Origin of the sequence: Rhizobium sp. MHM7A, from assembly GCF_005862215.1 — a bacterium.
GTDB classification, from domain to species: Bacteria; Pseudomonadota; Alphaproteobacteria; order Rhizobiales; family Rhizobiaceae; genus Rhizobium; species Rhizobium bangladeshense.
The window spans coordinates 64,102-85,362 of record NZ_VCHT01000016.1; the positions used below are offsets into that span (position 1 = coordinate 64,102).

Genomic DNA, 21,261 nt, shown 5'->3' on the forward strand with positions numbered 1-21,261 from the left:
GAAAATCGCGACGCGCTATAGAGTTCTGTATTAACCGGCCACGAAGCGCCATACCGTCGTCTTCTTGACGTCGCTGTCCTCCAGCGCCCGCGTCACCGGCACCTGATAGGCGGCGCAGAATTCCAGCCGGTCCCGAGGCAGATAGCTGCGCCCGGGATCGCCGACTAGCACCAGCCTGCCCTCGGCCGCCAGTCTCGAGAACCAGGGGACGAGCGCATCGGCGAACGTGCGGTCGTAGAAGACGTCGCCGGCAAGCACAATGTCAGCCTCGACGCTCGCACCGACCAGGTCGGCGCCGGTAAATCCGACTGCAACATGATTGGCCCCGGCATTCAGCCGGATTGCCGTCTGCGCCCAGGGGTCGATATCGGCAGCCATGACCTCGCGGGCGCCGGCCATGACGGCCGCAATGCCGACAAGACCGGAGCCGCTGGCAAAATCCAGCACGCGCTTGCCGCGCACCATGTCCGGATGATCGAGGATGTAGCGCGCCAGTCCCTGCCCGCCCGCCCAGGCAAATGCCCAGAAGGGCGGCGGCAGGCCGATTGCTTCCAGTTCCTCCTCCGTCTTCAGCCAGAGTTCATGCGCCTCGCTCGCCAGATAGAGAGAAATCTCCGGCACGTGCGGCGGCGGCATCAGACTGGTATTGGCGCGGATGAAGGCTTCCGGGTCGGTCTTCAAAGTTTTCAGCGCGGCGGATTGTCGAGCCCGCCCATGCGGCAGACTTCGGCCCATTCATCATCCGTCACCGGCTGCACGGAAAGGCGCATGGAGGTGACGAGCGACATCTTGGACAGTTTCTCGTTCGCCTTGATGTCCTTCAGCGTCACTGGCTTCGGCATGTCAATGACGGCGCGGATATCGACGCAATCCCACTTCGGATCGCCCTTGGCGGTGGAGTCTGGATGCGACAGGGCTGCGACTTCGACGATGCCGACGATCTCCAGCCCGTCATTGGAATGGTAGAAGAATCCTTTATCGCCGATTTGCATCGCCCGCATGTTGTTGCGCGCCAAATAGTTGCGCACGCCCGTCCATTCCGTGCCCTTGTCGCCGGCGGCCTTCTGCTGCTCCCAGGACCAGGAGGCAGGTTCCGATTTATAGAGCCAATGCGCCATGTTTACGCCTCCGGCTTATTGAAGACCCAGTTGAACGGCTTGATCTCGACGCTTTCGAACAAACCGGCCTTGGCGTAAGGGTCGGCATCGGCAAGCGCCTTTGCCTCTTGCGCTGTCTCCGCCTTGACGAGCACCAGACTGCCGCAGGCCTTGCCCTCATCATCGAGGAAAGGGCCGGCCATGGAGAGCTTGCCTTCGGCATTGAGCTTGTCGAGATAGGCAAGATGCGTCGGCCGCGTCTCCATGCGGACGTTGGAATGTCCCGGCTTGTCCTTGCAGAGCAGGGCGAAAAGCATGTCTATTCTCCTATTCGGTGGTGATTGGACGCGTCATCAACTGCTCGATGGCGTCTGATATGTCGAGCCTGCCTTCGATGATGGCGGAAACGGCATCGGTGATCGGCATGCTGATCGAAAGCGCCGCGGCAAGGCGGGAGGCAACGGAGGCGGCGAGCGCACCCTCCACCAGAGCGCCGTGCACGGGATCGGTCTTTTCGCCGCGCCCGAGCGCAATGCCGAAACGCAGGTTTCGCGATTGATGGCTCGTCGCCGTCAGTACCAGATCGCCGAGACCTGAAAGTCCGCGCACCGTATCGGCCTGACCGCCTTTGGCCACGACGAAGCGCGACATTTCCGCCAGCCCGCGCGCAATCAACGCCGCGCGGGCGGATTCGCCGATGCCGCGGCCCTCGACAATGCCGCAGGCGATCGCCAGCACATTCTTGAGCGCGCCGCCGAGCTGGACGCCGACGCGGTCGGTGGAGGCATAGAGCCGGAATGTTCGCCCGGAGATCGCCTGAGCGAGCCGCTCCGCTGTCTCGATGTCGTCAGCCGCAATCGCCATCGCCGTCGGCAGTCCTTTGGCGATATCGGCGGCAAATCCCGGGCCGGAGAGAACCGCAACCGGATGGTCCCGCAGTTCCCGCTCCAGCATGTCGGTCAAAAGATTGCCCGTTGTTCGCTCGATGCCCTTGGCGCAGGTGACGACAACCGCATCCTTCGACAGATAGGGACCATATTGCCGCGCCGCATCGGCCTGCGCCTGCGATGGCATCGCAAAAAGCACGATTGAGGCGCCGGTGACCGCTTCCGCCTCGGCCGAGAATTCGAGCGATTCCGGCAGGATAATGCCGGGCAGCACGGCATCATGCAGCCGCTCGCTCTTCAGATCGGCCATCAGCGATGGATTGCGCCCGACGAGCGTCACGGCACCGCGGCCGGCAAGGGCGATGACGGCGGCAAGCGCCGTCCCAAAGGCACCAGATCCGATGACGGCGATCTTTTCGCTCATGCCTTGGCTCCTCTCTTTCCAAAGCCGATCAGCGTTTCGGCGTTAGCATCGAGCGGCCAGCGCGAACGCGGCTGCACGTCAAGCGTATCAGGCTCTACGCCGGTCGCCATGCGCTCGAGCCCCGCCCAGGCGATCATCACCGCATTGTCGGTGCAGAGGCTGAGCGGCGGCGCAATGAAGCGGAAACCGTTCCGGGCGCAGAGCGCCTGCAACGTGCCGCGCAGTTTGAGATTGGCGGCCACTCCGCCGGCAACGACGAGCGCCGGCTTCTCGCCGGTCGTCGGGAACTCCGTTTTGAAGCGTTGCAGGCCGCGACCGATGCGGTCCTTCAGTGTGCGCGAAATCGCCTTCTGGAACGATGCGCAAATGTCAGCCACATCCTGATCGCTGAGCGGCGCGATCTCTTGTGCCGCCTGCCGCACCGCCGTCTTCAGACCTGAAAAGGAGAAGTCGAGCCGCGCCTCGCCGACGAGCGGGCGCGGAAAATCGAAGCGATCGGCATTGCCGTCCCGCGCCATCCGCTCCACCGCCGGGCCGCCGGGATAGGGCAGGCCGAGCAATTTTGCCGTCTTGTCGAAAGCTTCGCCGAGCGCATCGTCGATCGTCGTGCCCCAACGTTCATACTGCCCGACACCGCGCACCAGGATCAGCTGGGTATGGCCGCCGGAAACGAGCAGCATCAGATAGGGAAAGGAGAGCCCGTCGGTCAGCCGCGCCGTGAGCGCATGGCCTTCGAGATGGTTGACCGCATAGAGCGGCTTGCCGGCGGCTCTGGCGATCGCCTTACCGGTCATCAATCCCACGAGCAGCCCGCCGATCAGACCCGGGCCTGAAGTTGCGGCGATGGCGTCGATATCTGTCAGCGACACATTGGCGCGCTTCAGCGCCTGCTCGATCAGCTCGTCCAGCGCCTCGACATGGGCGCGCGCGGCGATCTCCGGCACCACGCCGCCATAGGCGCTGTGCTCGTCAAGCTGGGAAAGCACGATATCCGACAGGACGTTGCAATGCCCCTCCGCATCACGCTCGACGACGGCCGCGGCGGTCTCGTCGCAGCTTGTTTCGATGCCGAGGATGCGCAGAAAGGGAACCATGAGGCCTGTTCGTTGATTGCGATGGAACGGAAACCGGTTTACGAGAATTCCGGTAACAACGGAACAGAGCGGATGCAAACAAAACCTTTCCGGATCGGCACGCGGGGCAGCCCGCTGGCGCTTGCCCAGGCGCATGAGGCCCGCGACAGGCTGATGGCGGCGCATCATCTGCCGGAAGAGATGTTCGAAATCGTCGTCCTGACGACGAAGGGCGACCGCATCACCGACCGATCGCTCGCCGAGATCGGCGGCAAGGGCCTCTTCACCGAAGAGCTCGAACAGAAGCTTGCCGGCGGCGAGTTGGATTTTGCCGTGCATTCCACCAAGGACATGCCGACGCGCCTGCCGGAAGGCCTTCACCTCTCCGCATATCTGCCGCGCGAGGATATTCGCGACGCGGTCGTCGGCCGCACCGCGCGCAAGCTGATCGACCTGCCGCATGGCGCCACCGTCGGCTCCTCCTCGCTGCGCCGCCAGGCGCTGATCCGCCGCATGCGGCCTGATATCAATGTCATCACCTTCCGCGGCTCGGTCGAAACCCGCCTGCGCAAGCTCGAAGAAGGGCAGGTGGATGCGACCCTGCTGGCGCTTGCCGGCCTGAAACGCCTCGGCAAGGTCGAGGTGCTGACCGATATCCTCGACCCCGACACGTTCCCGCCGGCGCCGGCGCAGGGGGCGATCTGCCTCGAAAGCCGCGTCGGCGATCAGAGGATCGACGACCTGCTGGCGGCGGTCAACGATGCCACGACCTTCGACACCGTCTCCTGCGAGCGCGCCTTCCTCGCCGCTCTCGATGGTTCCTGCCGCACGCCGATCGGCGGCTATGCCGTCTGCGAAGGTGACCTCATTCGATTCTCCGGCCTGATCATCACGCCCGACGGCCGCAGCCAGCATGCGGTGACGACCGATGGCCACCGCCGCGATGCGGCCGCACTCGGAACCCGCGCCGGCCAGGATGTGCGTGCGAGAGCCGGCAGCGCCTTCTTCGACGACTGGCGCTGAAGCGGCCATGCGTGTGCTCGTCACCCGCCCCGCGCATTCGGCGACAAGAACAGCACAACGTCTGCGCGATATGGGCCACGAGCCTCTGCTGCTGCCGCTGCGCCGGCCACAGCACGATAGTGCGGCAGCCTCAAACGCACTCGAAACCACCAGCGGCGCGATCGCGGTGACCAGCGCCGAAGCCGTCAGGGTCATGTCGGCTCTCGGCGAGAAACTGCGTCCGCATCTTGTCCGACCGCTTTTTGCGGTCGGTGAGATTACGGCGGAAGAGGCCCGCCGCCTTGGCTTCCGGTCCGTCGCCGCATCCTCAGGCAACGGTCGCGACCTCGCCGATCTCGCCGCCGCTGAGGCAGCAGATGAGTTGCTCTACCTTGCCGGCATGCCGCGCGCCGAAACCTTCGAAGGAAGATTGCGCCAACTCGGCATCCGCTTTTCCGTCGCCGAGTGCTATCGCATGCAGCCGGTCGCTCCCAACCCGGCCGAGATCGAAGCTCTTTTTTCGGACCACCGCCCGGACGCCGTTCTTTTCTATTCCCGGCAGACAGCGGAGGATTTTTTTCAGGTAGCTGAGCTGCGGTCTGCCCTGTCGGAGCACAGCGACACCCGCCTTCTCTGCCTCAGCCGGGCCGTGGCGCAGGTCATTCCGGCGTCCCTGAAAAAAACCGTGGCGATTTCGGCCATGCCGGATGAGCAAAGTCTTTTGTCGCTGCTTTGAATGCTATTGAGCCTTTCCTGGTCAGATTGATGCATTCTGACCAGGAAAGGCTCAAACCGCCCAAATTTGATCTAACCTCTTCCCTTAATTGGCATCACTGTCTAGTTTCGTTGCAATGCAGGATAAAGAGGACCTCATGGTATCGGGAAACCCGCCACGCCATTCGAAAAGCGCAGATGAGCCGGTCACGATCGACCTTGATGCACAGGACTTCGCCTCCGCAGCCGATACCGAAAAGCCGGTGAACAATGGTGCCGGCGATGCCGACAGCACCCCCGCCGATGCCGGCCCTCCGCCCGAAACCGAAGCGGTGTGGCAGCCCGAACCTGAAAGCAAGCCGGAAGCGGAGGCGGTGGAGGAGACGCCGGCAACCGCCGAACCTTCGTTCACGCCATCTGCCGACCGGCCCGCGCCGAGGGGTGCGGGCACCGCCGGTCTCATCGCCGCCGGCATTTTCGGTGGTCTCGTCGCCCTGCTCGGCGCAGGCGCCATTCAATATGCCGGTTACCTCCCCGCTTCTTCCGCCCCACAGACCACCTCGCCCGAGATCACCAATCTCACCGGCGAGATCGACGCCTTGAAACAGACCGTGGCCAACCTCGCCGCCAATCCCGCAAACACGGGTGACGGCGCTCTTGAGACGCGTGTCGCCGCGCTTGAAACGGCTGCAACGAATTCCGCGGCGGCACCATCGGCCGACCCGGCAAATGTCGAGGCGCTCAACCAGAAGATTGCAGAGCTGAGCAGCCAAGTCGACCAGCTGCGTTCGACGATTGCTCAATCCTCCGACCAGCAGACGAGCAGCGACGCCGATATCGCCAAGCGTCTCGCCGAAGCCGAAAAGAAACTCAACGAGCCGCGCGAGGATGTTGCCGTCGCGCGGGCGATCGCGGCAGCCGCCCTAAAGGCGGCGATCGATCGCGGCGGCCCCTTCCTGGCCGAACTCGACACCTTCGCCGGCGTCGCACCCGACGATCCCGCCGTTACCGACCTGCGCGCTTTCGCCGAGACCGGCATTCCCTCGCGTGCCGAGCTAATGCGTCAGGTTCCCGACGTTGCCACAGCGATCGTCGAAGCCGTCAACCAGCCGGATCCGAACCAGAGCTGGTCGGATCGGCTGATGGCGAGTGCAAAATCACTGGTGAGCGTCCGTCCGGTCGGCAATATCGAAGGCGAAAGTGTCGAAGCGATCGCCGCTCGCCTGGAGGACAAGGTGAAGAACGGCGATCTGCCCGGCGCTTCTGCCGAATGGAAAAATCTTCCTGCTCCCGGCAAGCAGGCCTCCGCTGCCTTCAAACAATCGCTGGAGGCGCGCATCCGCGTCGAGGAACTAGTCGGCGGGGCGCTGTCGAAGGCGGTCGCCGGTGCCGGCAAGGAAGGGTGAGATCATGATCAGACTCGTCGTCTTCGCCCTGCTCGTGCTGCTTCTCGCCTACGGCTTCTCCTGGTTCGCCGATCGCCCGGGCGATCTCTCGCTGATATGGGAAGGCCAGATCTATCAGACGAAGCTGATCGTCGCAGTCAGCGCGATCATCGCTCTCATCGCCGCCGTGATGATCGCCTGGTGGTTCGTCCGCCTGATCTGGACGTCGCCGCATTCAGTGACCCGCTACTTCCGCGCCCGCAAGCGCGACCGCGGCTATCAGGCGCTCTCGACCGGCCTGATCGCCGCGGGCGCCGGCAATGCATTGCTCGCCCGCAAGATGGCCGCTCGCTCCCGTGGCCTCATCCGCGCCGATCAGGAGCCGCTGATCAACCTGCTCGAGGCTCAGGCTGCTCTGATCGAAGGCCGCCATGATGAGGCGCGCGCCAAGTTCGAAGCCATGGCCAACGACCCGGAAACTCGCGAACTTGGCCTGCGCGGCCTCTATCTCGAAGCCCGCCGTCTCGGAGCCAACGAAGCCGCCCGCCAATATGCAGAAAAGGCCGCCGACAACGCCCCTTATCTGCCCTGGGCCGCCCAGGCGACCCTCGAATATCGCAGCCAGGCCCGCCGTTGGGACGATGCGATCCGCCTGCTCGAACAGCAGAAGGCCGCCCGCGTCGTCGAAAAGGCCGAGGCCAACCGCCTGCACGCCGTGCTCCTGACGGCGCGCGCTGCCGAGAAGCTGGAAGGTAATCCGGCGGGAGCCCGCGATGATGCCCTCCAGGCGCTGAAGCTCGCCGCCGATTTCATTCCGGCCGCCCTCATTGGCGCAAAGGCATTGTTCCGCGAAGGCGGCCTGCGCAAGGCTGCCTCGATCCTCGAAAAGGCTTGGAAATCGGCGCCTCATCCCGAGATTGGCCAGACCTATGTCAGAGCCCGCAGCGGCGATTCCACGCTCGATCGGCTAAAGCGCGCCGAACGGCTGGAAGCGATGCGTCCGAACAATGTCGAATCCCTGCTCGTCGTTGCCCAGGCGGCGCTCGACGCACAGGAATTCGCCAAGGCCCGCGCCAAGGCGGAAGCGGCGGCGCGCATTGAGCCGCGTGAAGCAGCCTTCCTGCTCCTGGCCGACATAGAGGAAGCCGAAACCGGCGACCAGGGCCGCGTGCGCCACTGGCTGGCCCAGGCTCTGAAAGCCCCGCGCGATCCCGCCTGGGTGGCGGACGGTTTCGTGTCCGACAAATGGCTGCCGGTGTCGCCCGTCACCGGCCGCCTCGATGCCTTCGAATGGAAGGCGCCTTTCGGCCAGATCGAGGGGCCGCTCGAAGATGGTTCAGCGCCCGCCTCGATCGAAACTGCGCTGAAGACGCTGCCGCCGCTGCGTGACGTCAGACCGGAAAGCCCGGTCAACGATCACCGCATCATTGAGCTGGAACGCGCCGCCACGATCGCCGAGGCCGTGCGCCCGGCACCGGCAAAGCCGAAACCCGTCGAACCCGCCGCCAGCGACAAAGCGCCATTACCGAACGAAGCAAAGCCCTTTTTCGGCGGACTGCCTGATGATCCCGGCGTTCGCGATCCCAGGACGGAACCAGAACCCAAGACACGGCTTCGCCTTTTCTGAGACGGAACGAAACCCGCATGTTCGAACGCTTTCAGGCATTCTTCCAGAATCTCACCGCCGACCGTCCAAAGAAAGGCTTTGCCCCCGATGATCCGCGCATCGCGGTGGCGGCACTCTGCATGCAGGTCATGGAAGCAGACGGTCAGATCAAGGCAAGCGAAAAGAAGCGGCTACGCAAGCTGTTGAAGGAGCAGTATTCGCTCGACAGCAGGCAGCTCAATGCTTTGATGGCCGCCGGCTTCGAAGCCGAAAGCTCTGCCGTCGACTACTATCGCTTCACCGCCGACCTGAAACGCCATCTCGATACCGAGCAACGGCTTGAGCTGATCGGCATTCTCTGGGATATCGTCTATGCCGATGGCGAGCGCAGCGAGATGGAAGACCACGTCATCTGGCGCATAGCCGATCTGCTCGGGGTTTCCTCACGCGAACGCATCCAGAAGCGGCAGGAGGCCGCCGCCAGGGTCACGGATGTTCAGGTTGCGCAAGATGATGCCGACTGAGCAAAACCCGAACCGCGACCGGCGCCCGGTCCTCATCGTCCTGCATCAGGAGCGGTCCAGTCCTGGCCGCGTCGGCCAGTTGCTGGTTGAAAAAGGCTACCGCCTCGATATCCGTCGGCCGGTCCTCGGCGATCCGCTTCCGACGACGCTCCAAGACCATGCCGGTGCCGTCGTCTTCGGCGGACCGATGAGCGCCAATGATCCGGATGACTTCGTCAAGAAGGAGATCGCATGGATCGAGGTTCCGCTGCGGGAAGGACGTCCCTTTCTCGGCATCTGCCTCGGCGCCCAGATGCTGGTGCGTCATCTCGGCGGCAAGGTGCAGCCGAATGCCGACGGCTCGACAGAGATCGGCTGGTACCCGCTGCACCCGACCGAGAAGGGCCGTCTGCTGATGCACTGGCCGAAGATGGTTTATCATTTTCACCGCGAAGGCTTCGAGCTGCCACACGGCGCCGATCTTTTGGCCGAAGGCGATGCCTACCCGAACCAGGCCTTCCGATACGGGGGCAACGCCTGGGGTCTACAGTTCCATGCCGAGCTCACCCGGGTGATGATGCATCGCTGGGTCGTGCACGGCGCGCATCGCTTCATTCTTCCGAACGCCCAGCAGGGCCGCGAACATCTGGAAGGCCGCATGCTGTTCGACTCGCCGCTGAAAGCCTGGCTGACAGAGTTTCTCGATATCGTCTTCGAGGGAAAACCGGCGAAGGCGGCACCCTCTATCCCTCTGCGCGCATAATCCCGCTCCCGCTTAATGAGGTCAGGCGGGCGCGTCGAGCGTGTCGATCCTGCGCAGTTTCGGAAAACTGGAAGCCCAGATCGCTGCAACGACAAGGGTTCCAACACCGCCGACGACGACTGCCGGCACCGCGCCGAAGATCGATGCCATCGTACCTGCTCTAAATTCACCGAGTTCGTTCGATGCGCCGACAAAAACCATATTGACCGCATTGACGCGGCCGCGCAGGTGGTCGGGCGTCCAGAGCGCGATCAGGCTCTCGCGCACATAGACCGATATCATGTCGGCCGCGCCCATCACCGCCAGCGCTGCGATCGAAATTTCGGTATTGGTCGAAACGCCGAAGACGATGGTGCCGACACCGAACAGGGCAACGCCGATGAACATGTAGAGGCCGGCGCGGTGCTTGAGCGGATAGGCGGCAAGGAAGATCGCCATGACGATGGCCCCCAGGCCCGGTGCGGCGCGCAACAATCCCAGCCCCCAGGGGCCAAGCGTCAGAATATCGCGTGCGAAGATCGGCATCAGTGCGGTGGCGCCGCCGAGCAGCACAGCGAAGAGATCGAGCGAGATCGCGCCGAGCACGACCTTTTCCGCGCGGATGAAGCTGAAGCCGCCGAGGATCATCGCCCAGCTCTTGGCCTCGCCCGTCGTCTTCTGTTCCGGCTTCGGGATCATGAAGAGAAGAGCCGCGCCGAGGATGGAAAAGATGACTGCCACCGTATAGGCGGTCGAAGCGCTTACGCCGTAGAGTAGGCCACCGATGACTGGCCCTGTGATTGCGGCGAGCTGCCACGACGACGAGTTCCATGCGATGGCATTGGACAGGGCATGCTCAGGCACCAGATTGGGCGCAAGAGACTGCACTGCCGGCGACATGAAGGCGCGCTCGACGCCGAAGATCAAAAGCACCGCAAAGACCGGCCAGGGCGCGAATGTGTCCGTCGCCGTCATGATGAGCAACGTCAGCGTGCAGAGGGCGCTCACCAGCGAACAAAGAGCGGCGATGGCGCGGCGATTGTGCCGGTCGGCCACAGAACCGGTGACGAGGATGAGCAGCAGCGACGGCAGGAATTGTACCAGCCCGATCAGGCCGAGATAGATCGCTTTGCCGGTCTGGTCGTACATCTGCCAGCCGACGGCGACGCTGACGATCTGCTGCGAAAAGGAAAGCAGGAAACGCGCGAAAAAGAAGCGCGTGTAGGACTGATGCCGAAACGCGGCAAAACGGTCTCCGGTGGGCGAAAACGACATGGGCCTTGTCCGAGGAAACGGGCGCCGGAATGGCTGTGAGGCCGCCCGTTAAACATGATCTGCCATGCGTTTCGACACGGCACTTGCCCGTTTAGTCGCCAATGTCTACATGTCTGTCAACAACCAATTGGAGACGACGATGTTTGCCTTGTTTCAAACCATTGATTTGGTTTTGAATATTTACACCTGGATACTGATTGCCAGTGCCGTTTTCTCCTGGCTCTATGCGTTCAACGTCATCAATTCCAGCAACCAGTTCGTCAATTCGGTCGGCATGTTCCTCTATAATGTCACCGAACCCGCGCTGAAGCCGATCCGCCGCCTGCTGCCGAATCTCGGCGGTATCGATATTTCTCCGATCATCCTGCTGGTGATTATCTTCTTCCTGCGTACTTTCCTTTGGACCACACTATACCCGCTGGTCGCTTGAGCCCTCCCTGGCGGCTTTCCGGCGATCATGTCCGCCTCGCCATGCGGCTGACACCTAATGGTGGGCGTGACGCGATCGATGGCATCGAGGCCGATGGCGACGGCGAGACCCTGCTGAGAGCACGCGTCACATCAGTGCCCGAGAAGGGCAGGGCCAACAAGGCGCTGATCCTTCTGGTCGCCCGGTCGCTGCGCATTCCCAAATCCAGCGTCAGTCTCGTCTCGGGCGAGACTGCGCGCAAAAAAATCCTCCGGATCGACGGAGACCCGGAGGATTTGGTAAAAAGGCTTGAAGCTTTATTAGGCTGAGGGATCAGCCCTTCGCCTTCTTGGCGCGCTCGACGGCTTCGATGATGAGCTGGCCGGCTTCCTTGGAATCGCCCCAGCCGAAGATCTTCACCCACTTGCCAGGCTCCAGATCCTTGTAATGCTCGAAGAAATGCTCGATCTGCTTCAGCGTGATCTCCGGAAGATCGGTATAATCCTTCACCTTCTCGTAACGCAGCGTCAGCTTCGGCGACGGCACGGCAATGATCTTCTCGTCCTTGCCGGAATTGTCTTCCATCTTCAGGACGCCGATCGGGCGCACGTTGATGACGCAGCCCGGGACTAGCGGACGGGTGCTGGCGATCAGGACGTCGATCGGGTCACCGTCTTCAGACAGGGTGTGCGGCACGAAACCGTAATTGCCCGGATAGGTCATCGGCGTATAGAGGAAACGGTCGACGACCAGCGTGCCAGCCTCCTTGTCCATTTCATACTTGATCGGATGACCGCCGACCGGAACCTCGACGATTACGTTGACGTCTTCAGGGGGATTCTTACCGATTGAAACGGCGTCGATGCGCATACGAAACTCCTGGGAGGTTGAATTTGGTCGCAGCCAGTTAATCGGTTTCATGCGGCAACGCAACATTGGAGATCACCAATGCGTGATGGCGGCCAGCGCCCCAACTGGATCAAAATTCTAGCGGAAGGTGAGCGAGGTATCGGAAAAGCGGATCAGTTCCAGATGAAACCAATTTTCTTCAACTGCTTATCGTCGAAATTTTCCATGCCTTCGCAGAAATCGGTCCCGCCATGATGGCGGTAGAAGCGGCTGGCGGCCTCGTTTTCTTCAAGGCACCAGACGACCAGCCCGTTGCAGCCGAGCGACTTCAACAGCCGGCGCGCCTCGCCGAACAACATGTGGCCGAGGCCGATGCCCTGATATTCAGGGCGAAGATAAAGCTCGTAGATTTCGCCTTCTTGCGGCAGGGCGCGAGCACGGTTGAGACCGAGCGTGGCATAGCCCGCGACCGTTCCTGCCACATCGAGAACCAGCAATGTCGCGGGTCCGCGTGTTGCCTTGCGCCACCAGTTTTCGCCGCGTCGCTCGATCATCTGCGTCAGCGCGCGATGCGGAATGATGCCCGCATAGGTGTGTTGCCAGGCGAGCCTGTGCGTTTCCGAAATGGCTCGGGCATCGTGCGGTTCGGCCCGCCGGACATCGATCGACAACGTCTTCATAACGTTTACTCTGGTCCTGCCGCGGGCAATTAACCATATGCAACGATGCATTCGGCTCGATTGCCCACAGACTTAACATGTGGACGATGATCAAATTTTAACGCTTTTTTAACGATTGTCACAAGCCGGAATCGGCGCAGCGCACAATAAAAAACCCCGGCGCAAGGGCCGGGGTTTAAAACCGGTCACGACTGAGCTCTTAGAGAGCCGCCTTGGTCTTTTCGAACCGCTTGCGGTCGTTGGCGTCGAGATACATCTTGCGCAGGCGAATGGACTTCGGCGTGACCTCGACCAGCTCGTCTTCCTGGATCCAGGAGAGGGCGCGCTCGAGCGTCATGCGGATCGGCGGAGTGAGCTTGACGGCTTCGTCCTTGCCAGCGGCGCGGATGTTGGTCAGCTTCTTGCCCTTCAGCACATTGACCTCGAGGTCGTTGTCGCGGGTATGGATGCCGATGATCATGCCCATATAGACCTTTTCGCCGGCATCGATAATCATCGGACCGCGGTCTTCCAGGTTGAACAAGGCGTAGGCAACGGCTTCACCGGCTTCATTGGCGAGCAGCACGCCGTTGACGCGGCCGCCGATCTCGCCCTTGTAGGGCTGGTAGCTGTGGAACAGACGGTTCATGATCGCCGTACCGCGCGTATCCGTCAGCAGTTCCGACTGATAGCCGATCAGGCCGCGGGTCGGCGCGTAGAAGACGAGACGGACGCGGTTGCCACCGGACGGACGAAGCTCGACCATTTCGGCCTTGCGCTCCGACATCTTCTGCACAACGACGCCGGAATGCTCTTCATCGACGTCGATCAGAACTTCTTCGATCGGCTCCAGAAGCTGGCCGCTCTCGTCCTTGTGCATGACCACGCGCGGACGCGAAACGGCAAGCTCGAAACCTTCGCGGCGCATGTTTTCGATCAGAACCGCGAGCTGAAGTTCGCCGCGGCCGGAGACGAAGAACGAATCCTTGTCGGCGCTTTCTTCGATCTTCAGAGCGACATTGCCTTCGGCTTCCTTGAACAGACGATCGCGGATGACGCGGCTCGTGACCTTGTCGCCTTCGGTGCCGGCAAGCGGCGAGTCGTTGACGATGAAGGACATGGTAACGGTCGGCGGGTCGATCGGCTGCGCCTTCAGGGCTTCCGTCACCGAGGGATCGCAGAAGGTGTCGGCGACCGTGCCCTTGGAGAGGCCGGCAATGGCGACGATATCGCCCGCATGCGCTTCCTCGATCGGCTGGCGCTCGATACCGCGGAACGCGAGGATCTTGGAAATACGGCCCTGTTCGATCAGCTTGCCGTCCTGACCGAGAACCTTGACGGCCTGGTTCGGCTTGATCGAGCCGGAGGCGATGCGGCCGGTGATGATGCGGCCGAGGAAGTTGTTGGCCTCGAGGATGGTGCCGATCATCCGGAACGGACCTTCCTCGACCTTCGGCTCGGGCACGTGCTTGACGACGAGGTCGAGCAGCGGTGCGAGACCTTCGTCGGTTGGGCCTGCCGGATCGTAGTTCATCCAACCGGCGCGGCCGGAACCGTAAAGGATCGGGAAGTCGAGCTGTTCGTCGGTCGCATCGAGCGCGGCGAAGAGGTCGAAAACTTCGTTGACCACTTCGTCGGCACGGGCGTCCGGACGGTCGATCTTGTTGATGGCGACGATCGGGCGCAGGCCGACCTTCAGGGCCTTGCCGACGACGAACTTGGTCTGCGGCATCGGGCCTTCGGCAGCGTCCACGAGAACGATCGCGCCGTCCACCATCGAGAGAATGCGCTCGACTTCGCCGCCGAAGTCGGCGTGGCCGGGCGTGTCGACGATGTTGATGCGCGTGTCCCTCCATTCGATGGAGGTCGCCTTGGCGAGAATGGTGATGCCGCGCTCTTTTTCGATGTCGTTGGAGTCCATCACGCGTTCCATGACGCGCTGGTTCTCGCGGAACGAGCCGGACTGCTTCAGGAGCTCGTCAACGAGAGTGGTCTTGCCATGGTCAACGTGCGCGATGATCGCGATGTTGCGAAGTGCCATATGTCATAATCTCTGAGGCTGGGGCGCTACGCCAAGTGGACGCGCCATTTACGTTTGGCGCGCTCTTACCGTTTTTTTCGCGATTGCGAAAGGGGGTCGCGCGCGAAAGCTGCGGCATGGCCGCCGCCATGCCGCATGGGTATCTGTCATCAAACTGTCTTATGCGTCGCTGCCTGTCAATTCCTCGAAGGTCGCAAGTCCCTTTTTGACGAGCATCGCATCCGGCCTCGGCAGCTTACCGCGGAAAGCCTTGTAGGCATCTTCCGGGTCGACTGAGCCGCCGGTGGAATAGATATTCTCCTTGAGCCTATGCGCCATTTCGCCGTTGAAGGCGTCTCCCGTCTCCTCGAAGGCGGCAAAGGCATCGGCATCGAGAACTTCCGACCACATGTAGGAATAATAGCCGGCTGAGTAACCGCCGGAGAAGATGTGCTGGAAGTGCGGTGTGGCGTGTCGCATGACGATCGACTTCGGCATGCCGATCTCGGCCAGCACCTCCGCCTGTACCGCCATCGGGTCGTCGACAGGTTCACGCGTATGGAACGCCATGTCAACAAGCGCCGACGAGGTGAATTCGACGGTATTGAAGCCGGCATTGAAGGTGCGGGCCGCCAGGACCTTGTCGAGCAGAACCTGTGGCATCGGCTCGCCAGTCTCGAAATGCATGGCGTACTCCCTGAGGATGGCAGGGACGGTCAACCAATGCTCGTAGAGCTGCGAGGGCAGTTCCACGAAATCGCGCGAGACGGCGGTGCCGGAGACCGAGGGATAGGTGACGTTCGAAAGAATGCCGTGCAGCGCATGGCCGAATTCGTGGAACAGCGTTCGGGCATCATCGAGCGACAGAAGCGCCGGCTTGCCCTCGGCGGGCTTGGCGAAGTTGCAGACATTGTAGATGATCGGCAATTCCCCGCGGCGGCCGTTCTTCAGCTCCAGCCGGTGCTGCGATTGCAGCGAGCTCATCCAGGCACCGGACCGTTTCGAACTGCGGGCGAAATAGTCGCCGAGGAAGAGGGCAAGGAGCCTGTCGTCGCGATCCCTGATTTCGAAAACCCTGACATCGGGGTGATACGCCGGCACGTCCTTCTTCTCGACGGCGCGGATGCCGAAAAGCCGGCCCGCCACGTCGAAGCAGGCGTCGATGATCTTCTCCAACTGCAGATAAGGCTTGAGCTCGGCTTCGGAGAAATCGAACTTCCGCGCCCGGATCTTTTCGGCGTAGTGGCGCCAGTCCCAAGGCATCACCTCATGGTTCCGGCCTTCCTCGGCGATCAGCGTCGTGATGTCGACCTCTTCCTCACCGGCGCGTTTGACCGCCCGCGCCCAGACAGCCCTCAAAAGGCCGTTCACTGCATCCGCCGTCTTCGCCATGGTGTTGTCGAGCTTCAACTCGGCGAAATTGCGGTAGCCAAGCAGCTTCGCGACCTCATGGCGCAGGGCCAGCGTTTCCTTGATGACGGCACGGTTGTCCGTTTCGCCGCCGTTTGCACCGCGGGCGACCCATGCCTTGAACGCCTGTTCGCGCAGGTCCCGGCGCTCCGAAAAGGTCAGAAATGGTTCGATGATCGAGCGGGACAGCGTCACCGCATATTTGCCCTCCGCGCCGCGCTCACGCGCCGCAGCCGCCATGGCGTCGCGGAGGAATTCCGGCAGCCCTTCGAGCTCCGCGCCTTCGGAAAGCATGAGAGCCCAGGCCTTCTCGTCGGCCAGCACGTTCTGGCCGAATTGCGTGCCGAGGCCCGCGAGTTTTTCATTGATCGCCGCAAGCTTCTCCTGCTCTGCCTTTTCAAGCTTGGCGCCGGATTTGACGAAACCTTTCCAATGGCGTTCCAGCACCCGCGTCTGCTCCAGCGTCAGGCCGAGGCTCTCGCGGTTCTCCCAAAGCGTATCGATGCGGGCAAAGAGGGCGGCGTTCATCCCGATCCTTGAATAGTGCCGTGACATCTTCGGCGAGATTTCCCGCTCCAGCGCCTGGATGACCTCATTGGTATGCGCGCCTGCCTTGTTCCAGAACAGCGCCGAAACTCGCGAGAGCGCATCGCCAGCAATCTCCAGCGCCACCACCGTATTGTCGAACGTCGGCGCGTCGCCGTTTGCGGCAATGTCGTCGATCTCCTGTTCATGCGCGGCGAGTGCCGCGTCGAAAGCGGCGGAAAAATCGCCATCATCGATGGCATCAAAACGTGGCAGGCCGTGGAGGCCATCCCAGTTGACCAGCGCCGGATTGAAATTCTGTGGAGAAGGCATCGGAGAATTCCTTTTGTATGCGGGGATGGTCAATATAGGAGAGCCGCCACAGAATTGGTATGTCGCCGCGACAGGGCTTTTGCCTTGTCTGGCGACGTGACGCACGTCAGCCAAAGCCGGTGGACAAGATCTGACAGTTGAAAATTAACCATTTGTTTACGATTGACGCGAATCACGCGCAAGCGCTAGTTTCCGGATGATCTTCTGCCAGGGGACATGCGCCATGGAAATTTTTTCCCTGCGGTCTTCTCAGAGTTTGCTGTTCAAAAACAACCCTAATAACGCAGGAAATTCGAAGACTGCCGACATTCAAATCGAGACGAAGGCTCCGGCTTCGGTCTCTTTCCAGATCGAAGCCAATCTTGACGAGGGGCCTGATTTCACTGCAGTCAGCCCTGGCGAGCTGCGCAACTACGCCCGCCAAAGCTTCGATAGTGGCCTGATTGATCAGAACACCTACGCCGCGATCTCCGAACCCCTGCCGATGCATGCGATCGATCCGCTCGGCAATATCATCGATCTCTCCAGCGTCACCGACGGCACGAGTTTTAATTTCCTCGATTATTATAAGAACCAGCTGCAGATCGCCATGTCGATCGGCGATCCTCATGAAGTTCAGACGTTGAAGTCGATCGTCAATTTCCTGAACAGCTGAGCGAGCGCGTGCCGCCGAGACTTGCACAATCCATCAGAGCTGAAGCGCCTGGCATCGACCGACGCGCGTCAAGCCTTGCGCCAGCCGATGAGGCCGGGCGTTGCATGCCATAGCGCCTGGGCGGCAAAGCCCATGAACAGCACGCCGGATGTGCGCACGATCAGCCGCTCATGTGCGCGATAGAAGCGGCGAACTGCCCCCGCACCAATGACGCCGATCAGGATGACGTCGGCGGTCACGAAACCCAGGAAGGACACAACGAGAAGCACCGGCAGCGCCTCGAAATCGAGCGCGCCGGCCGAGCCTGCGACCAGCGCTGTGAATGTGGCAAGCGCCACCGGATAACCCTTCGGGTTGGTGACGCCGAAAATCAAGCCACGCCGGAACGGCCGCTCGACCACCACAAGCGCCTGCCCATCCGCTTTCGCCTTGGCGTTGACGGCGCTCCAGCCGATCCAGGCGAGGTAGAAGCCGCAGGCGAGCCCAAGCAGATCGAAGACGAAGGTTCCGATCGTCTTTGCCCCGACGATCGCAATCAGCGCCAGCGACGACCAGATGAGATCCCCGACCAGATGCCCCATCATGAACAAGGCACCGGCCTTGCGTCCCTGCCCGGCGCCGATGCCGAGCAACTGCAGAAATGCAGGCCCTGGAATGAGCACATAGAACAGCGCCGCCAGGAAGGCGCCGAAGAGCAGGGACTGCGTCATGGACATGCTCCGGAGAATGATCGCAGCAGACTAAGCGATGGCAGGCATCCGTCAAGGGCGATTTCACTGCCATGAAATTGTTGGAGCGATTCTGCGCTCTGTAAAAGGCTGAACTGCTCCAATCGCAATCTGCACGTTGTCATCACCTTCCGGTTGGCGTCGGCCGGGCTCGATCCCGCCGCCGCGTCCGGGGTTCCGCAACGGCTCCTTGTCGATCGGGGGGGCGACGGATGTGCCGTTCGCCCGGCCACCCATCAGGTGCCCAGGATCTCAATTCCGTGCCTCTGGCACGCCGCCAATACTGCGCCGATTTCCTCCGCCGAAGGGGGGCCGTCTGGCGGTACTTCGCTCTGGCCGACGTCGCGGAAGAAGTGGTTCATGGAGTCTTCCACGATGGCGATCATCTGGGCAGGGAGGCTTCCGGTGTTGGCATAATTGTGCGGCTGGAAGGAACGCAGGATGAGAACGTCGCCCGGCCCCGCGACCATTTGCGAGGGAGGCACGCTGTCGAACACAGTGAAAGTGATCTCGCCGCTCAGGACCCGGAATATCTCGACGGATTGGTGCTTGTGCGGTGGCGTACTGGAACCGGGAGGCACGGTCACCTCCAGAATGGACAAGCCCTTCTCCGGCACTTCGCCCATGAACTGCACCTTGTCGCGAACGACCCAAAGGGCGTCCGCGGTATCTCGTGTCTTGAATGCTTGATTCATCATCGTCTCCATCGTCGAGCCGGCTCTCGCCGGCATGTGTGTGATCAGTTCTCGTCGGCCTCGGCAGCCTTCAACAGCGTCTGCATCGCCCAGGAGGCGACCTGTCCCGCGTCCTTCCCTGTCAATCCGCCGTAGTCCTTAAGCGTTTCCCAGGCGCTGGCGCTGTAGAGAAGGTGGAAGAGCGCTTCGATCTTGCGGGCGCTCATGGAATTTACATCCAGATTGGCCTGTTCAAGGCACGTCTGGAACGCGGTGCGTCGTGCCTTGACCGTCCGCATCCGCATGGCGTGACCCGTCGGCGTATGAAGGCTGGCGCGAATGATACCTTCGTTCTTGTCGAACTGGGGAAAGGCGGCGAGCGGCGAGCGAAGAAGCTCCTCCAGGGTCGTAGGAAGGGTCGCCGCATCCATACTTTGGTTAATGTAGACCCAGAACGCGTCGAACAGCGCTTCCTTCGTTGCAAAATGCCGGAACACGGTTCGCCTCTCCACCCCGGCAGACCGCGCTACATCGTCCATGGATATGTCCGCGAAGACATTGCCGTTGAGAAGGTCTGAGGTGGCGCGCAGGATGCGCTCTCGTGTTTCCTGGGCCTGCGACTCCCGTAAGGGAGAGTTGTACTTTCGTGTGGGCGACGGGTGGGACATGCGTCTCTCATGATGTATTAATGTCACTTGTAGTGACTCTATTTTACGATTATGTCAACTGGGTTTGTTGGCCGTTCGCGGAGTGGGGTATCGGCAAGACCCGGACGCAGGCGAATGCACGCGAACAGCGACTCAGTCGATTGATGACCGTTGTTGGCGCATTCGGTCATCTTGAACGCCCTGAGAGGTTGTTGGCGCGCTTGCCGCGCACTCAATAAAAAAGCCCGCGCGGCAGTGCCGGCGGGCTGATGTCCGTCCGAAGACGAAGTCCGCGATTACTTCGCAAGGTTCCGCTTGCCGAGCGTGCGCAGGCGCAGCGCATTGAGCTTGATGAAGCCGGCCGCGTCCTTCTGGTCATAGGCGCCCTGATCGTCCTCGAAAGTGACGAGCTTATCGGAATAAAGGGACTTTTCGCTTTCGCGGCCGATGACCATGACATTGCCCTTGTAGAGCTTCAGCGTCACTTCGCCTTCGACATGCTCCTGGCTCTTGTCGATCAGCGCCTGCAGCATCTCGCGCTCCGGCGAGAACCAGAAGCCGTAATAGATGAGTTCTGCGTAACGCGGCATGATCTCGTCCTTGAGATGGGCAGCACCCCGGTCAAGCGTGATGGACTCAATGGCGCGATGGGCCGAGAGCAGGATCGTGCCGCCCGGCGTTTCGTAGACGCCACGCGACTTCATGCCGACAAAGCGGTTCTCGACGAGATCGAGACGGCCGATGCCGTTGTCGCGGCCATAGGTGTTGAGTGTGGCCAGCAAGGTCGCCGGCGACATCTCGACGCCATTGATCGAGACGGCATCACCCTTGCGGAAGCCAACCTTGATGGTGGTCGCCTTGTCGGGTGCGGCCTCCGGCGAAATCGTGCGCATATGCACATACTCGGGAGCCTCCTGCGCCGGGTCTTCGAGAACCTTGCCCTCGGAGGAGGAGTGCAACAGGTTGGCGTCGACGGAGAACGGAGCCTCGCCCTTCTTGTCCTTGGCAACCGGGATCTGGTGCTGTTCCGCAAACGCCAGCAGCTCCGTGCGGCTCTTGAACGCCCAGTCGCGCCACGGCGCGATGATCTTGATGTCGGGGTTCAGGGCATAGGCTGAGAGCTCGAAGCGGACCTGGTCGTTGCCCTTGCCGGTCGCGCCATGAGCGATCGCATCGGCGCCGGTCTTGCGGGCGATGTCGATCAGATGCTTGGAAATCAGCGGCCGGGCAATCGAGGTGCCGAGCAGATAGACGCCCTCGTAGACGGCATTGGCGCGGAACATCGGGAAGACGAAATCCCGCACGAATTCCTCGCGGACGTCCTCGATGTAGATCTCCTTGATTCCCAGCATTTCGGCCTTCTTGCGCGCCGGCTCCAGCTCCTCGCCCTGGCCGAGATCGGCGGTGAAGGTGACGACTTCAGCGCCGAGTTCCGTCTGCAGCCACTTCAGGATGATCGAGGTGTCGAGGCCGCCGGAATAGGCGAGCACGACTTTCTTCACGTCTTTGTATGATGCCATGGTGATGAGGTCCGTTGCATAAAGGCCGGCGAAAACCCGGTGTCGCGGCACTTTTAGCGAGATTGGCGCGTGACGCAAGGGCAAGTGCAACGGCGCATGGCGCCGATAGCGTTTGACAGTGCGA

At 61.8% G+C, this 21,261-nt stretch carries 23 protein-coding genes; 9 read left to right on the plus strand and 14 right to left on the minus strand.

Annotated features, from left to right (window positions below; translation table 11 throughout):
- Positions 1-30 precede the first annotated feature (30 nt).
- Genes FFR93_RS33465 through tsaD form a run of 5 tightly spaced genes read right to left on the minus strand, consistent with a single transcriptional unit; the run spans position 31 to position 3,502 of the window.
- Positions 31-681 (minus strand): methyltransferase, encoded by a 651-nt coding sequence (locus tag FFR93_RS33465; protein ID WP_138396346.1) that lies wholly within the window; start codon positions 679-681, stop codon positions 31-33.
- Between the two features lie 5 nt (positions 682-686).
- Positions 687-1,118 (minus strand): EVE domain-containing protein, encoded by a 432-nt coding sequence (locus FFR93_RS33470; protein ID WP_138396347.1) that lies wholly within the window; start codon positions 1,116-1,118, stop codon positions 687-689.
- A 2-nt stretch (positions 1,119-1,120) separates the two neighbouring features.
- Complete coding sequence (locus FFR93_RS33475; protein WP_064707981.1) at positions 1,121-1,414, minus strand: YciI-like protein; 294 nt, start codon at positions 1,412-1,414, stop codon at positions 1,121-1,123.
- A 10-nt stretch (positions 1,415-1,424) separates the two neighbouring features.
- Positions 1,425-2,408: an NAD(P)H-dependent glycerol-3-phosphate dehydrogenase gene (locus FFR93_RS33480; protein WP_138396348.1), complete on the minus strand. Its 984-nt coding sequence runs from the start codon at positions 2,406-2,408 to the stop codon at positions 1,425-1,427.
- The gene (gene tsaD / locus FFR93_RS33485; protein ID WP_138396349.1) at positions 2,405-3,502 is read right to left on the minus strand and encodes a tRNA (adenosine(37)-N6)-threonylcarbamoyltransferase complex transferase subunit TsaD; all 1,098 of its coding nucleotides are present in this window, start codon (positions 3,500-3,502) and stop codon (positions 2,405-2,407) included. The genes FFR93_RS33480 and tsaD overlap by 4 nt, the downstream gene beginning before the upstream one ends.
- A gap of 72 nt (positions 3,503-3,574) precedes the next feature.
- Here tsaD and hemC point away from each other — a divergent pair, with 72 nt between their 5' ends.
- The 6 genes from hemC (at position 3,575) to FFR93_RS33515 (ending at position 9,454) form a co-directional block, all read left to right on the plus strand.
- The gene (hemC, locus tag FFR93_RS33490) at positions 3,575-4,504 is read left to right on the plus strand and encodes a hydroxymethylbilane synthase (RefSeq protein WP_138396350.1); all 930 of its coding nucleotides are present in this window, start codon (positions 3,575-3,577) and stop codon (positions 4,502-4,504) included.
- 7 nt (positions 4,505-4,511) lie between these two features.
- On the plus strand, positions 4,512-5,219 hold the full coding sequence (locus tag FFR93_RS33495) for a uroporphyrinogen-III synthase (RefSeq protein WP_138396351.1): 708 nt from the start codon (positions 4,512-4,514) through the stop codon (positions 5,217-5,219).
- Positions 5,220-5,334: 115 nt separating this feature from the next.
- On the plus strand, positions 5,335-6,603 hold the full coding sequence (locus FFR93_RS33500) for a COG4223 family protein (protein ID WP_171049296.1): 1,269 nt from the start codon (positions 5,335-5,337) through the stop codon (positions 6,601-6,603).
- 1 nt (position 6,604) lies between these two features.
- The gene (locus tag FFR93_RS33505; RefSeq protein WP_064712589.1) at positions 6,605-8,209 is read left to right on the plus strand and encodes a heme biosynthesis protein HemY; all 1,605 of its coding nucleotides are present in this window, start codon (positions 6,605-6,607) and stop codon (positions 8,207-8,209) included.
- Between the two features lie 17 nt (positions 8,210-8,226).
- Complete coding sequence (locus FFR93_RS33510) at positions 8,227-8,712, plus strand: TerB family tellurite resistance protein (protein WP_064707987.1); 486 nt, start codon at positions 8,227-8,229, stop codon at positions 8,710-8,712.
- On the plus strand, positions 8,681-9,454 hold the full coding sequence (locus FFR93_RS33515; protein ID WP_138396353.1) for a glutamine amidotransferase: 774 nt from the start codon (positions 8,681-8,683) through the stop codon (positions 9,452-9,454). Before FFR93_RS33510 ends, FFR93_RS33515 begins: the two co-directional genes overlap by 32 nt.
- Positions 9,455-9,475: 21 nt before the next feature.
- On the opposite strand, the gene FFR93_RS33520 is transcribed toward FFR93_RS33515, so the two are convergent.
- Positions 9,476-10,708 carry an MFS transporter gene (locus tag FFR93_RS33520; protein ID WP_064712552.1) on the minus strand — a complete coding sequence of 411 codons (1,233 nt, stop codon included), beginning with the start codon at positions 10,706-10,708 and terminating at the stop codon, positions 9,476-9,478.
- A gap of 139 nt (positions 10,709-10,847) precedes the next feature.
- Between FFR93_RS33520 and FFR93_RS33525 the strand changes: the two genes are divergently transcribed.
- Together FFR93_RS33525 and FFR93_RS33530 are read left to right on the plus strand one after the other, a co-directional pair.
- Positions 10,848-11,138, plus strand: coding sequence for a YggT family protein (locus FFR93_RS33525; RefSeq protein ID WP_011427104.1), 291 nt, complete (start codon positions 10,848-10,850; stop codon positions 11,136-11,138).
- Positions 11,135-11,446 (plus strand): DUF167 domain-containing protein, encoded by a 312-nt coding sequence (locus FFR93_RS33530; protein ID WP_064712551.1) that lies wholly within the window; start codon positions 11,135-11,137, stop codon positions 11,444-11,446. The genes FFR93_RS33525 and FFR93_RS33530 overlap by 4 nt, the downstream gene beginning before the upstream one ends.
- A gap of 4 nt (positions 11,447-11,450) precedes the next feature.
- On the opposite strand, the gene ppa is transcribed toward FFR93_RS33530, so the two are convergent.
- The 4 genes from ppa to FFR93_RS33550 form a co-directional block, all read right to left on the minus strand.
- Positions 11,451-11,987 carry an inorganic diphosphatase gene (gene ppa / locus FFR93_RS33535; RefSeq protein ID WP_064707990.1) on the minus strand — a complete coding sequence of 179 codons (537 nt, stop codon included), beginning with the start codon at positions 11,985-11,987 and terminating at the stop codon, positions 11,451-11,453.
- Positions 11,988-12,139: 152 nt separating this feature from the next.
- On the minus strand, positions 12,140-12,646 hold the full coding sequence (locus tag FFR93_RS33540; RefSeq protein ID WP_064707991.1) for a GNAT family N-acetyltransferase: 507 nt from the start codon (positions 12,644-12,646) through the stop codon (positions 12,140-12,142).
- A 199-nt stretch (positions 12,647-12,845) separates the two neighbouring features.
- Positions 12,846-14,666: a translational GTPase TypA gene (typA, locus tag FFR93_RS33545; protein WP_064707992.1), complete on the minus strand. Its 1,821-nt coding sequence runs from the start codon at positions 14,664-14,666 to the stop codon at positions 12,846-12,848.
- 159 nt (positions 14,667-14,825) lie between these two features.
- Positions 14,826-16,913, minus strand: coding sequence for a M3 family metallopeptidase (locus FFR93_RS33550; RefSeq protein WP_138396354.1), 2,088 nt, complete (start codon positions 16,911-16,913; stop codon positions 14,826-14,828).
- A gap of 223 nt (positions 16,914-17,136) precedes the next feature.
- Between FFR93_RS33550 and FFR93_RS33555 the strand changes: the two genes are divergently transcribed.
- On the plus strand, positions 17,137-17,568 hold the full coding sequence (locus FFR93_RS33555; protein WP_138396355.1) for a hypothetical protein: 432 nt from the start codon (positions 17,137-17,139) through the stop codon (positions 17,566-17,568).
- Positions 17,569-17,636: 68 nt separating this feature from the next.
- Here the strand turns inward: FFR93_RS33555 and FFR93_RS33560 are convergent, their stop codons facing one another.
- The 4 genes from FFR93_RS33560 to FFR93_RS33575 all read right to left on the minus strand — a co-directional run bounded on the left by FFR93_RS33560 (position 17,637) and on the right by FFR93_RS33575 (position 21,137).
- The gene (locus tag FFR93_RS33560; RefSeq protein ID WP_138396356.1) at positions 17,637-18,278 is read right to left on the minus strand and encodes a LysE family translocator; all 642 of its coding nucleotides are present in this window, start codon (positions 18,276-18,278) and stop codon (positions 17,637-17,639) included.
- A gap of 254 nt (positions 18,279-18,532) precedes the next feature.
- Positions 18,533-18,991: a cupin domain-containing protein gene (locus FFR93_RS33565; RefSeq protein WP_138396357.1), complete on the minus strand. Its 459-nt coding sequence runs from the start codon at positions 18,989-18,991 to the stop codon at positions 18,533-18,535.
- A 44-nt stretch (positions 18,992-19,035) separates the two neighbouring features.
- Positions 19,036-19,638 (minus strand): TetR/AcrR family transcriptional regulator, encoded by a 603-nt coding sequence (locus FFR93_RS33570; protein ID WP_138396358.1) that lies wholly within the window; start codon positions 19,636-19,638, stop codon positions 19,036-19,038.
- Positions 19,639-19,913: 275 nt separating this feature from the next.
- A complete protein-coding gene (locus tag FFR93_RS33575; RefSeq protein ID WP_138396359.1) occupies positions 19,914-21,137 on the minus strand; it encodes an argininosuccinate synthase in 1,224 nt (407 codons plus the stop codon).
- Positions 21,138-21,261 lie beyond the last annotated feature (124 nt).